Origin of the sequence: Pleomorphomonas sp. T1.2MG-36 (assembly GCF_950100655.1) — a bacterium.
Classification (GTDB): domain Bacteria; phylum Pseudomonadota; class Alphaproteobacteria; order Rhizobiales; family Pleomorphomonadaceae; genus Pleomorphomonas.
In genome coordinates, this window is record NZ_CATNLY010000051.1 from 375,829 (window position 1) to 389,104 (window position 13,276).

9 protein-coding genes and 1 pseudogene are annotated in these 13,276 nt (G+C 67.5%); 5 read left to right on the plus strand and 5 right to left on the minus strand.

Annotated elements, in window-relative coordinates; translation table 11 throughout:
- Window positions 1-21 precede the first annotated feature (21 nt).
- Complete coding sequence (locus tag QQZ18_RS21035) at window positions 22-1,584, minus strand: methyl-accepting chemotaxis protein (protein WP_284542945.1); 1,563 nt, start codon at window positions 1,582-1,584, stop codon at window positions 22-24.
- Window positions 1,585-1,922: 338 nt separating this feature from the next.
- On the opposite strand from QQZ18_RS21035, the gene QQZ18_RS21040 reads away from it, so the two are divergent.
- From QQZ18_RS21040 to QQZ18_RS21050, 3 genes and pseudogenes are all read left to right on the plus strand, one after another.
- Window positions 1,923-4,286 carry an autotransporter domain-containing protein gene (locus tag QQZ18_RS21040; protein WP_284542946.1) on the plus strand — a complete coding sequence of 788 codons (2,364 nt, stop codon included), beginning with the start codon at window positions 1,923-1,925 and terminating at the stop codon, window positions 4,284-4,286.
- A 42-nt stretch (window positions 4,287-4,328) separates the two neighbouring features.
- Window positions 4,329-4,526 (plus strand): annotated as a pseudogene (locus tag QQZ18_RS21045) (LysR substrate-binding domain-containing protein); the annotation flags it as partial.
- 168 nt (window positions 4,527-4,694) lie between these two features.
- Complete coding sequence (locus QQZ18_RS21050) at window positions 4,695-6,731, plus strand: autotransporter domain-containing protein (protein WP_284542947.1); 2,037 nt, start codon at window positions 4,695-4,697, stop codon at window positions 6,729-6,731.
- Between the two features lie 62 nt (window positions 6,732-6,793).
- Here QQZ18_RS21050 and QQZ18_RS21055 read toward each other — a convergent pair whose 3' ends face one another.
- Both QQZ18_RS21055 and QQZ18_RS21060 read right to left on the minus strand, forming a co-directional pair.
- Window positions 6,794-7,684 (minus strand): LysR family transcriptional regulator ArgP, encoded by an 891-nt coding sequence (locus tag QQZ18_RS21055; RefSeq protein ID WP_284542948.1) that lies wholly within the window; start codon window positions 7,682-7,684, stop codon window positions 6,794-6,796.
- Between the two features lie 78 nt (window positions 7,685-7,762).
- Window positions 7,763-8,389 (minus strand): TetR/AcrR family transcriptional regulator, encoded by a 627-nt coding sequence (locus QQZ18_RS21060; RefSeq protein WP_284542949.1) that lies wholly within the window; start codon window positions 8,387-8,389, stop codon window positions 7,763-7,765.
- Window positions 8,390-8,455: 66 nt separating this feature from the next.
- Between QQZ18_RS21060 and QQZ18_RS21065 the strand changes: the two genes are divergently transcribed.
- Window positions 8,456-9,607 (plus strand): serine hydrolase domain-containing protein, encoded by a 1,152-nt coding sequence (locus tag QQZ18_RS21065; RefSeq protein ID WP_284542950.1) that lies wholly within the window; start codon window positions 8,456-8,458, stop codon window positions 9,605-9,607.
- Here the strand turns inward: QQZ18_RS21065 and QQZ18_RS21070 are convergent.
- A complete protein-coding gene (locus QQZ18_RS21070) occupies window positions 9,594-10,436 on the minus strand; it encodes a universal stress protein (RefSeq protein ID WP_284542951.1) in 843 nt (280 codons plus the stop codon). The genes QQZ18_RS21065 and QQZ18_RS21070 overlap by 14 nt on opposite strands.
- Window positions 10,437-11,566: 1,130 nt before the next feature.
- Here QQZ18_RS21070 and QQZ18_RS21075 point away from each other — a divergent pair.
- Complete coding sequence (locus QQZ18_RS21075) at window positions 11,567-12,142, plus strand: LysE/ArgO family amino acid transporter (protein WP_284542964.1); 576 nt, start codon at window positions 11,567-11,569, stop codon at window positions 12,140-12,142.
- A 57-nt stretch (window positions 12,143-12,199) separates the two neighbouring features.
- Here the strand turns inward: QQZ18_RS21075 and QQZ18_RS21080 are convergent, their stop codons facing one another.
- Window positions 12,200-13,030 (minus strand): helix-turn-helix transcriptional regulator, encoded by an 831-nt coding sequence (locus tag QQZ18_RS21080; RefSeq protein ID WP_284542952.1) that lies wholly within the window; start codon window positions 13,028-13,030, stop codon window positions 12,200-12,202.
- Window positions 13,031-13,276: the final 246 nt, after the last annotated feature.

A 13,276-nucleotide genomic window follows, 5' to 3' on the forward strand; every position in this document is an offset into this window, starting at 1 on the left:
GCCCCCCAGCCGCTCTTTCCGTTAGTCGCAGGCGAAGGCGGTCTGGCCGAGGTCGCCGAGCCGCTTGAACACCTCGTCGCCGGCTTCGTTCAGCGTGGCGAGGTGGGCGAGGGCGTCCTTGGTGCGGCCGGCTTCGAACAGCTTCAGGGTTTCGGCCGCCTCCTGGTGGACGCGGGCGTGCGGCGGCTCGATGGCGCGGAACTCGGCCGTGGTCTTGATCTTGGGATCGGTGACCTTGTCGTACCAGAGGCCCAGGCGGCAGCAGTGGTGGTCGGGCAGCTTGGCGCTTTGCAGGCTGTCGTAGCCGAGCAGCGTGTCGATCACCTTCTTCTTGAACAGCACGTGGTCGATCTTGGCGACTTCGAGCAGCAGGGCCGGGTTGGAGATGTCGGTGAACAGGCGCGTCGACTCCTCGGTGTTGCGGCTGTTGCTGGCCTCGATCTTGTCGGCCATCTGCCTGAGGAGGTCCTGGTTGTGCTTGGCGAGGAAGGCGGCGGCGTCGACGGCGGTGGCGATCTCGGCACTGGCGGCCTGCTGTTCCTCCAGCACGGCGGCGATGGAATCGATGCGCGTCAGCACCGTGCCGACGCGGTCGCCGATGGTGCTCATGGCGGCCGACACCTCGTCGATCACCGTCTCGCCGGTGCCGACGGCGGCGTTGGTGTTGGCCATGGCCGAGGTCATGCCCTCGATGACGTGGCGCATGCTCTCGATGCGGGCGTTGATGTTCTCGGTGGCGGCGGCCGTCTGGTTGGCCAGCACCTTCACCTCGGAGGCGACCACGGCGAAGCCCTTGCCCGCCTCGCCGGCGCGGGCGGCCTCGATGGTGGCGTTGAGCGCCAACAGGTTGGTCTGGCTGGCGATGGTGTCGATGACGCTCAGCGTCTCGGCGATCTGGTCGAAGGCCGCCGCCAGCTCGGTGACCTTGGCCTTGGTCTCGTCGGTGGTGGCGCTGATGTTGCCCATGGCGCCGCGCAGCTTCTCCACCGCGGCGGCGGACTTGACGGCGGCGTCGGAGGCGTTGCGGGATTCGCCCAGCGCCTCGTGGCTGGCGCGGGAGATCTCGCCGATGGAGGCGACCATCTCGGCGGTGGAGCTGGCCATGGCCTGCGAGGAACTGGTCAGGTCGCCCATGTTGTAGGACAGGCCCGACAGCTCCACGGCCATGGCGTTGACGTCGGAAATGGTGGTGGCGAGGCGGCCGATGGTGTTGCGCCTGTAGCAGCCCTCCAGCGCCTCGGCCTCGGCGCGGCGGCGGCGCTCGGCCACGGCGCGCTCCAGCGCCGTCGTCACGCGGGCGTAGGCGAGGCAGAGGTCCGAGGCGGCGCCGGCGCGGCCGAAGGACAGCGCCGAGCGGCGCACCAGGGCGGGCAGGGCGGTGCCCATGTGGGCTTCGATCGCCGCGGCAAAGGCGTCGGCGTCGACACCGTCGGCGATCAGATCGGCGATGCGTCCGTCAGGCTCCTTCGCCTCGAACAGGCCGGCCACCGTGGCGGCAAGGTCGACCGGCGGCGACGCGGCCGGCCGGGTGGCGGGGCGAGCGGTGGCACGGGGCATGGGTGTCGAAGCGGAACGGGGCGCCATACTGGTATCTCCTAGCTGACCGGATCGTGCAGGAGAAACGGTTAACGGATTGTCGTTTTCACTGAGTGCAACCGTCGAATTTGCGTAGCAAAATCTACGTACTAAATCGAAAATGCAACCTTGGGATTGATTAATGGACGGCCGCTCGCCGGTTCGGGATGCCTTCCGGCGTGGCGCGCCGGGATGCCGCCCTTCTGACTGCTCCATTTGTTTCTGGTCGATAAAAATACTGATGAAACAACTGCTAGTGCCGTTTAGTGTATCCGTTAAGTGACTGGACATGGACGCGCTACCGACCTCGGCCGGGCCCTTGGCCGGACAGACGGGAGGCTTGGGGCATGGCGAGGGTGATTGGTTTGCGGCGGCTTCGGGGCTGCCTCTGCGCGGCGTCGTCCGTTCTGGTCCTTGGCGTTGCGGCCACATCCGTTCCCGCCGACCAGGCCTGGGCGGGCGATGTCGATGTGAGCACGCCGCAGACCGTCGTCTACGGGAACAGCGACCCTGGCTATCCGGCGACGCTCGACGTCTCCGTCTCATCCAGCGGCAACACGGTACGGCTTGCGACCGGCGCCAACATCACCCAGAGCGCCTATGGCGGGTATGCGGACGCCACCACGGCGGATGACGTCGCCAACTCGAACGGGTTGACCGTGTCGGGCGGGACCGTTGGCCAGAACGCGTACGGCGGCTACTCCGACCAGGGGGACGCCAGCTCCAACACGGTGACCATCTCGGGCGCCTCGACGATCACGGGAGAGGTCAACGGCGGTCGCGCGGCGTCGGCCACGACCGGCAAGGCCGAGAACAACACCGTCACCATCGAGGGCAGCGCCCACACCTCGAACAACATCTATGGCGGCCGTTCCACAAGCAGTCTGGCCGGTGGCAACGCGGTATCCATCGGGGAGAATGCCGTCATCCGTAGCGACGTGTATGGCGGCCAATCGCAGAATGGCACGGCGGCGCAGAACAGCGTCACGATCGGCGGCAGCGCGGATGTGAGAGGCTCTAGCCTATACGGTGGCTCTTCCAAGCTCGGTGCGACCGACAACGACGTCACCATCACGGGGGGGAGCCTCGATGTCGAGTATGTGGGCGGTGGCAATTCCCAGACGGGGAGCGCTTTCACAAACAGCCTGACCATCAGTGGCGGTAACTTTGTCAGGACCGGCGCCTATCTGTTTGGCGGCGGCAGTAAGCTGGACGCCACGGGAAACACCGTCGACATCAGCGGCGGAACCTTCGCTTCCCTCTTCATCGCCGGTGGCATCACCCAGGAGGCGTCGGCCACGGGCAACACGGTGACGATCAGCGGGCCGACGACGTTCAGCAACAACGCCATGCGCCTGTACGGCGGCTACTGTGCGGCGCTTTGCGCGGGCGACATGTTCTCGGGCAACACGCTCAACCTCAAGATAGCCGGCCTCACCGTCGGCACTCTGGATAACTTCAAGTATCTCAACTTCTATCTGCCGACGACGCTCGCCGCTAACGGCACCATGCTGACGGTGGGCGGAATCGCCAACCTGACCGACGGCAACGGCGCGTCGTCCGTCATCAATGTCGGCATCAACGGCGCGTCGTCGGCGCTTGCCGTGGGCGATAGCGTCAAGCTGATCCACGCCGGGACGCTGACCACCGCCGCCGGTCTCAACGGCACGGCGACCGGAACGGGCATGCAGGGCGTGACGCTGCAATACGTGTTCGACATATCAGCGACCACGACGGACCTCATCGCCACCGTTTCGTCGGCCCCCACTGTCACCGACGAGAGCAAGGCGCTGTCGGAGGGCTTCGTTTCCGGGGCGTCGCTGGTCAACGAGGGCGCCGATCTCGCCGCCGGCAAGGGCATGGCCAACGCCATCGGCGGCGCCAGGGCCGACTGGTCGCCGTTCGCGGCGGTGTCCGGCGGTTCGATCCGCACCAACACCGGCTCGCATGTCGACGTCGACGGCGTGTCGCTGGTGGCCGGCCTGTCGCGCGGCATCGATCTCTCCATCGGCCGGCTGATGGCCGGCGCCTTTGCCGAATATGGCAACGGCAACTACGACACCTTCAACGGCTTCGCCTCCGGCGACGTGCGCGGTCACGGCAACAGCCACTATGTCGGCGGCGGCCTGCTCGGCCACCAGGACTTCCGCCCCATGGGACCGGGGCATGTCTATGCCGAGGGTTCGGCCCGTATCGGCGTCGCCCACAACAGCTACTCGAGCGCCGACCTGACCTCGGGCGGCGTCGCGGCCGGCTACGAGACGTCCTCGTTCTATGCTGGCGCCAGCGCCGCCGTCGGCTACGTCTGGACCCTCGGCGACGCCATGACGGTGGATGTCAGCGGCAAGTATCTGTGGTCGCGCCTTGGCAGCGACAGCGCTCAGCTCACCACCGGCGAGACGGTGGACTTCGAGGCGGTGAACTCCGAGCGCACCCGCCTCGGCGCCCGCGTTTCCTACGCCCTCTCCAACAAGGTCACCCCCTATGCCGGCGCGGCCTGGGAGCACGAGTTCGACGGCAAGGCCCGCGCCAGCACCAACGGGCTTGCCATCGACGCGCCGTCGATGGCCGGCGACACCGGCATCCTCGAGGCAGGCCTGACGCTGAAGCCGTCCGACGACCTGCCGCTCTCCATCGACCTCGGCCTCCAGGGCTTCATCGGCCAGCGCGAGGGCATCGCCGGCAGCTTCCAGGCCAAGCTGGCGTTCTGATGCGGCTCGGCTGACGGCCAGACCCAGGGCCGCCTCTGTCTCGACGCGGCGCGGACCGGGCATGGCATCGCCTTCGTGCTGGAGACCGAGGTGTCCGCCGACATCGCCGGGGGCACCTTGCGCCGGGTGCTCGACGACGGGTGCCCGCCCTTCTACGGCTTCCACCTGTTCTACTCCGGCCGCCGGCAGGTGAGTTCGGCGCTGCGTCTGGTGATCGACCGCCTGCGCTACCGGGCGTGAGCGGCGTCCATCCTGCATCTTTCGGATGACGGCCAGACTGTCATGAATGGATAAAAATACTGATGAAACAAGCGCCAGGGTTGTTTAGTGTCTCCGTTAAGTGACTGGACATGGACCCGCTACCGACCTCGGCCGGGCCCTTGGCTGGACTGGCGGGAGGCTTGGGGCATGGTGGGTGGAACCTGTTTGCGGCGGCTCCGGGGCTGCCTCTGCGCGGCGTCGTCGGCGCTGGCGGTTGGCGTCGTGGCATCTCTTCCGGCCGGCCATGCCTGGGCGGGCGATGTCAGCGTGAGCACGACGAAGACCGTCGCCTATGGCAACAGCTCTTCATCCGGTGCGGAGACGCTGGACACCTCGGCCTCTTCCAGCAACAACACATTGAGCCTTTTGCCCGGCGCCAACATCACCCAGAACGCCTATGGCGGATACGTTGATGCCACCACGGCGGATGACGTCGCCAACTCGAACGTGTTGGCCGTTTCGGGCGGGACCGTTGGCCAGAACGTTTACGGCGGCTACTCCGACCAGGGGAGCGCCAGCTCCAACGCGGTGATCATCTCCGGCACTTCGACCATCATGGGAGACGTCATCGGCGGTCATGTGTTTTTGGCCAGTACAGGCAATGCCGAGAACAACACTGTCGACATCAGCGGCGGAACCTTCGGTGCGGACGCCATCGCCGGCGGCTTTTCCCAGAATACGGCTGCCTCGGGCAACACGGTGACGATCAGCGGCGGAACCTTCGCCTCGAACATGCTCATCGGTGGCATCTCCGACACGGGATCGGCCACGGGCAACACGGTGACGATCAGTGGGGCGACGACGACATTCAACAACAGCAACATGTACCTGTCTGGCGGCCTGTGTCAGCTGGCGTGCGCGGGTGACATGTTCTCGGGCAACACGCTCAACCTCAAGATAGCCGGCCTCACCGTCGGCACTCTGGATAACTTCAAGTATCTCAACTTCTATCTGCCGACGACGCTCGCCGCTAACGGCACCATGCTGACGGTGGGCGGAATCGCCAACCTGACCGACGGCAACGGCGCGTCGTCCGTCATCAATGTCGGCATCAACGGCGCGTCGTCGGCGCTTGCCGTGGGCGATAGCGTCAAGCTGATCCACGCCGGGACGCTGACCACCGCCGCCGGTCTCAACGGCACGGCGACCGGAACGGGCATGCAGGGCGTGACGCTGCAATACGTGTTCGACATATCAGCGACCACGACGGACCTCATCGCCACCGTTTCGTCGGCCCCCACTGTCACCGACGAGAGCAAGGCGCTGTCGGAGGGCTTCGTTTCCGGGGCGTCGCTGGTCAACGAGGGCGCCGATCTCGCCGCCGGCAAGGGCATGGCCAACGCCATCGGCGGCGCCAGGGCCGACTGGTCGCCGTTCGCGGCGGTGTCCGGCGGTTCGATCCGCACCAACACCGGCTCGCATGTCGACGTCGACGGCGTGTCGCTGGTGGCCGGCCTGTCGCGCGGCATCGATCTGTCCATCGGCCGGCTGACGGCTGGCGCCTTCGCCGAGTTCGGCAGCGGCAACTACGACACCTTCAACGGCTTCGCCTCGGGCGACGTGCGCGGCCACGGCAACAGCCACTATGTTGGCGGCGGCCTGCTCGGCCACCAGGATTTCCGCCCGATGGGGCCGGGGCATGCCTATGCCGAGGGTTCGGCCCGCATCGGCGTCGCCAACAACAACTACTCGAGCGGCGACCTGACCTCGGGCGGCGTCGCGGCCGGCTACGAGACGTCCTCGCTCTATTATGGCCTCAGCGCCGCCGTCGGCTACGTCTGGAACCTCGGCGACGCCATGACGGTGGATGTCAGCGGCAAGTACATCTGGTCGAGGCTCGGCAGCGACAGCGCTCAGCTCACCACCGGCGAGACGGTGGACTTCGAGGCGGTGAACTCCGAGCGCACCCGCCTCGGCGCCCGCGTTTCCTACGCCCTCTCCAACAAGGTCACGCCCTATGCCGGCGCGGCCTGGGAGCACGAGTTCGACGGCAAGGCCCGCGCCAGCACCAACGGGCTTGCCATCGACGCGCCGTCGATGGCCGGCGACACCGGCATTCTCGAGGCAGGCCTGACGCTGAAACCCTCCGACGACCTGCCGCTCTCCATCGACCTCGGCCTCCAGGGCTTCGTCGGCCAGCGCGAGGGCATCGCCGGCAGCTTCCAGGCCAAACTGGCGTTCTGAGACGGGGCGGCGGATTTCGATCTTTCGGGCGGAACCTGACGGGGGTGGAGGCGTCCGGCCGGTCAGGCGAGCGCCTGCCGCGCCGCGTCCAGCACGGCTTGCGTCAGTTCGGGGAACTGGCCGGAGACGAGGCGGCTGACTTGCCAGTAGAGCGTCACGTCGAGGCTGGCGCCGGGCACCAGCTCGACGAGGCGGCCGGTGGCGAGGTGGCCTTCGACGAGCCTCACCGGGTTGAGGCCCCAGCCCATGCCGAGGAGGGCTGCCTCGACGAAGCCTTGCGTCGAGGGCAGCCAGTGGGTGGGGCCGGGGTCGGTGGCGCCCAGCGTCTGGCGCGCCCAGTCCTGCTGCAAACAGTCCTTCTGGTTGAAGGTGAGCGCCGGGGCGCGGGCCAGCGCCTCGGCGGTGACGCCGTCCGGGAAGTGGCGGGCCATGAACTCCGGGCTGGCGGTGGCGTGGTAGCGCAGGCGGCCGAGCGGGCTGACCTTGCAGCCGGCCACCGGCTTCGACAGCGAGGTGACGGCGGCCACCACGTGGCCACGCCTGAGCCAGTCGGCCGTGTGGTCCTGGTCGTCGACGGCGATCCGGAGCAGCGCCTTGGAGCGCTCGGCGAAGGCGGCGGCGGCCGGCATGAACCAGGTGCCGAGGCTGTCGGCGTTGACGGCGATGTCGAGGGTGACGGGGCCGGACAGCGGGTCGCCGAGGCCGGGCAGGCGTTCGAGGAGATCGCTTTCCAGCATGCCGACCAGCTCGACGTGGCGGCAGAGCCAGGCGCCCTTCTCGGTGGCGGTGCAGGGCGTGCCGCGCTCGATCAGCACGGCGCCGAGCCGTTCCTCCAGAAGGCGCACCCGCTGGGAGATGGCCGAGGGCGTGACGGTGAGCGCCCGCGCCGCCTTCTCGAAGCTGCCGGTGCGGACGATGGCGGCGACGGCCAGCGCGGCGGAATAGTCGATCATCGGTTTAGCCCGGCTGAACTGAGCGGCAATGGATCAGCTCATCTAATCCCGCCCGGCCGCCGGAGGCAACGGATGTGGTCAGGCGCGGTGGCGCGCGATCTCGGCGACGGCGTGGTCGACGATGGTGAGTAGGGTGGCCTCCGACGCGCCATCCTGCGCCTGCACCGACATGCCCTGGATCATGGCGCCGATGAAGCGGGCGAGGGCCTGGGAGTCGGTGGTCGGCTTCAGCTGGCCCTCGGCGATGCCGCGCTCGATGCGCGCCCTGAGCCTGTCGATGGAGGCGCCGCGCAGGGCCTGGACGTGGCGGGCGATCGGCTCGTTCTCGACGGCGCAGGTCAGCACCGAGGTGGAGATCATGCAGCCGCGCGGCCGGCCGGGGCGGGTGAAGGCGTGGGCCGAGCCGGCGAGCAGGGCCGCCATCTCCGCGACCACGTCGCTCTCCTCGCCGAGGTCGGCGCCGAGGCTGCCGACGTGCGTTTGATACCAGGAAAGCGCCTCGCGGTAGAGATCAGCCTTCGAGCTGAAGGCGGCATAGAGGCTTTGCGCCGTGATGCCCATGGCCCCGGTGAGGTCGGCGATGGACGTGCCCTCGTAGCCGTGCCGCCAGAAGGTTTCCACGGCCTTTGCGAGCGCCGCGTCGCGATCGAAGGAGCGCGGCCGGCCGCGCCGCGAGGACGGTTCTCCATTTTTCACAACGATCACTCTGGAAATACCTCCTCGAATGGGTTATTCAGGAATGGTCATTGTGATTATAGAGGATTGCCCGGCATGAGTCTCTCCGGTATTTCCCCGGCCCGCATCGATGCGGCCATCGACAAGGCTCTGGCCGACCGGCGCATCGTCGGCGCCGTCGTGCTCGTCGCCCAGGGCGGCGACATCGTCCACCGCCGCGCCGCCGGCCATCTCGACCGCGAGGCGGGGGTGGCGATGCGCGAGGACGCCATCTTCCGCCTGGCCTCGATCACCAAGCCGATCGTGGCGGCGGCGACCATGCGGCTGGTCGAGGAGGGCCGGCTCGACCTCGACGCGCCGGTGACGGCCTGGCTGCCGGATTTCCGCCCCGCCTTGCCCGACGGAACGGTGCCGGAGATCCGCCTCCGCCACCTGCTGACGCACATCGCCGGCCTCAGCTACGGCTTCCTGGAGCCGGCGGACAGCGCCTATCACCGGCTGAAGGTGTCGGACGGCCTCGACCAGCCGGGCCTCACGCTGCACGACAACCTGTCGCGCCTCGCGGCGGCGCCGCTCGCCTTCGCACCGGGCACCGGCTGGCGCTACTCGCTCGGCCTCGACGTGCTCGGCGGCGTGCTGGAGAGGGTGGAGGGGCGGGGCCTCGCCGACATCGTGCGCGACCGGGTGACGGCGCCGCTCGGGCTCGCCGACACCGGCTTTTCCGTGCGGGACGCCGGGCGGCTCGCCAAGCCTTACGCCGACGGCACTCCCGAGCCGGTGGCGATGACCGACGGCGTGCGGGTGCCGTTCTTCGACACGGTTGCCACCTTCGCGCCGTCGCGCATCCTCGATGCGGCGTCCTATCCGTCGGGCGGCGCCGGCATGGCCGGCACGGCCGGCGACGTGCTGACCTTCCTGGAGGCGATCCGCACGGGCGGCGCGCCCATTCTCCGCGCCGAGACGGTGGAGCGGATGGCGAGCGATCAGGTCGGAACGGAGGCTGAGACGCAGGGGCCGGGCTGGGGCTTCGGCCACGGCTGGGCGGTGCTGGTCGACCCCGCGCCGACCGGCACGCCACAGGCGGCGGGCACGCTGCAATGGGGCGGCGCCTACGGCCACAGCTGGTTCGTCGACCGGGCCAACGCGCTGACGGTGGTGGCGCTCACCAACACCGCCTTCGAGGGCATGTCGGGCGCCTTCCCGGCCGAGATCCGCGACGCCGTCTACGGGCGCGTCAGCACATCATGAAGACGGGGATGCGGGCGGCGGCGAGAACGTCGCGGGTGACGCCGCCGAGGATCGCTTCCCACAGGGCGCCGTGCTTGAAGGCGCCGATGAGCAGGCTGTCGGCGCCGAGCCGGTCGGCGGAGGCGAGCAGTTGCAGGCCGACGCTGCCCGGTTCGCGCCGGAGCTCGATGCAGTCGGCGGGGATGTCGAGCTCGGCGAAGAAGGCGCGGGCCGAAGCCTGATAGTCGGCGCCCGGCTTTTCGACCGAGATCACCGTCACCTTGCCGGCGCGCGTCAGCCAGGGCAGCGCCGCGTGCACCGCGCGCTTCACCTCCTCGCCCGGCTTCCAGCCGACGACGATGTGGCGGCCGATGACACGCTCGGGGCGCGGGCCGGACTTCGGGTCTGGCGGCGCTACCAGCAACAGGCGCTTCGACCAGAACAGCGTGGCGTGGAAGGCGTCGCGGCCGTCGAGGCGCACCGGGTTGGCCATCACCACGAGGTCGGCGTGGGCGGTCTCGCGGGCGACCAGCTCCTCGACGTCGCCCTCCTCGCTCTTCCAGCCGACCGGCGCGTCGGTCCGGTCGGCGAGCCAGGCCTCGAAGGCGACCCTGGTGCGGGCGAGGCGGTCGGCAACGGTGCCTTCCCTCAGTTCGCGCAACTGCTGGATGGCGATTTCCTCCGGCGGCACGAAGGCGAACTTCGGATTGAAGCCGACGTGGATGGCCGAGATCGAGGCGTCGAAATCCTCGGCGGCGGCCAGCGCGCAGTCGAGGCAGGTGGCGACCGTCTCCGGTTCCGGCAGCAGTGCGACGATGATCTTCGGCTGGGCGATCTTCAAGACGTTCATCGACCCCCTCCATCCGGCGAGGCCGCGCCCCGCCGATTTGGTTTATGTCGGCGCATCGGTTGTCCTAAAACCGGTATCCACTTTTCCGGCCGATGCGTGGGGCAACAAAAAACCCGCCGTCGGCGGGTTCGAACGGTGCCCTGCCGCGACGGACCATCTGTCCCTCGCTCGCAGGAGCTATCAGCGCCGAGGCGGTTGCCGGGACGCTCCATTCCCGGCCGATGAGGGTAGACTAGTCCCGCCGGTTCAGCCTGTCAAAGCAACGGGCATTGGCGCGTCGGGAAACGATGGGCTGGGGGCGCATCAGGCTGGCTCGGTTTTGGGGGGCGCGATATCGGCGTTGCGCCCCATCCTGCCTGAGGTCCTGCGCCTGCGCGCAGGATGACAGCATTATATTTGGGAAACAATCGGATAGCGGTTGCGTGCCCTTACGGTGGTGTCGCTCGCGGTCCTCGTGTTGCCGTAAGCAGCCTGCGAGGAGTTTCGCGAGCGGCGGATCGTTGTCGCCCTTCGTATCACGCAGTCATCCTGGCGAAGGCCGCTTGAACTCGCACGCGAATTCGAGCGGCCTTCGCCCTATGGCGTGCACACATCTGCGGCGAGAGGATAAGAGACAGCGGAACGCGGAGAACCATGCTGGCTCGGTTTTCGGGAGCGCGATATTGGCGTTGCGCCCCATCCTGCCTGAGGTCCTCGCTTTCGCAAGGATGACAGCGTGATGGAAGCGGGAGATAGCTGGAGTGCGCCGTACGGCTTGATGCCGCATGAGCGGAGCGGCAAGCGTTGCAAACGGCAGTGCGATGAAAGGGGGGCTCCATCTAACCGATTGTTATACCTATATATAAATCTGTCATCCTTGCGCAGGCGAGGACCTCGGGCAGAACGGAGCGAGCCGCCGATATCGTGCTCCAGAAACCAAGCCTGATCTTCCGCGCTCCACTTTCCCTGATCCCTCTCGCTGCTCATAGCTCGGGATCGGGCGGCGCCGCTTCGCAGTGGTTAGTCTGGCTAATCCTTGGTAAGCAGCTTTAATTTGTCTAAACCGGTCGGCGCGGTTAGGGAGGCGCATCGAACGGGGGCGGCGCGTGGATTTCTCGGCCTATTTCTCACCCTATCTGGCCGGGCTCGGCATGGGCCTCAGCCTGATCGTCGCCATCGGCGCGCAGAATGCCTTCGTGCTCCGGCAGGGGCTGAGGGGCGGGCACGTGTTTGCCGTCTGCCTGACCTGCGCGCTGTCCGACGTGGCGTTGATCGTGCTTGGCGTTTCCAGCTTCTCGCGCATTGCCGCCGTGCTGCCCTGGCTCGACCCGGTGATGCGGTTCGGCGGCGCCGCCTTCCTGGGGTTCTACGGCTTCAAGAACCTGATGTCGGCGCTGAAGTCGCATGGCGCGCTGGATGTCGGCGGCGGCAACGGGGCGACGCCGCTCATGCCGACGCTTCTCGCCTGCCTCGCCATCACCTGGCTCAACCCGCACGTCTATCTCGACACCGTGGTGCTGCTCGGCACCATCTCGACGCAGTATCCGGGGCATGAGGCGGCCTTCGCGCTCGGCGCCATGACCTCGTCCTTCGCCTTCTTCTTCTCGCTCGGCTACGGGGCGGCCAAGCTCCGGCCGATCTTCGCCCAGCCGACGGCCTGGCGCCTCCTCGAAGGCGCCATCGCCGTGATCATGTGGACGATCGCGGCAAGCCTGCTGATCGGGTGACGTTGCCAAGACGCAGTTCCGGACGCAAAACCGGTACCCACTTTTGCTGGAACTGCCTTAGCGCTGGATGCGGATGAGGCGCGGGGAGCGGCCGAAGTAATGGCGGAAGCGGGTCGAGAAGCTCGAGGGGTGCTCGTAGCCCAGCTCGACCGCGATGGCCGATACCGACATGTCGGTTTCCAGCAATAGGGCGTGGGCGCGCTCCATCCGCTGCTTCTCGGAGAACTGCATCGCCGACATGCCGAACATGTCGCGGAAGCCATATTGCAGCTTGGTGCGGTTGATGCCCACCAGCCGGCTTAGCTTCTGCATGTTGGGCGGGGCGGCGAGGTTCTCGATCAGGATGTCGCGCGCATGCACGATGGCGGAGATGTCGGACGGCGACAGCCGCGTCGGCCTCAGGCGCTGGTCCTCGACCAGGCTTTCCAGCGACAGCAGCAGCGCCTTCTGCGCCAGCGTGGCGATGCGGGCGCCGCCCAGCCCGTCGATCGGCTGGGAGGCGAGGGCGTTGATCACCGACCGGATCGGCTGGGTGAAGGTGAGTTCCCTGTAGAGGAACGGGCTGCCGTCGCCGTCGCCCGTGTCGACATGGTCGAGGAGGCGCAGGTTGAAGAAGTCCGCCAGCCAGCGCGGATCGCAGGCGATGGTGACGAAGTGCTGGTGCCGCCGCCGGGGCACGCGGTCGACGATCATCTGGTCGGGCGACATCATCAGGATGCCGGCGCTGTGGTCGACGATCTCGGCCACCGCCGTTTCGTTGGCGCGGCTCTCGATCGAGACGTCGAAATTGAAGTGAAAGCGAACGCGGCCGCCGTCGCTCACCTCGTAGTGGCGATCCTCGTGGAAGGCGCAGTCGGCTATCAGGATCGAGCAATCGGGCGTGCGCACGAAGCTCAGCCGGCCCTCGCCCTCGGCCTCCGACAGCGCCTTGGAGGCGAACTCGTATCGGCTGTTATATTCTCGCTTAAGTTGTGTCTCGTCGACGATATTGGCGCTTAAAAGTTGAATATACCCGGCCTACATCAAAACCCGGAAATTTCTCGGATCGATGATATGGAAGTCATCGGATATAAAGTCTCTCAACTTAGGCCATTGGCTTGGTAAAGTTTTCCGGAAGAACACGTTCACCGCATC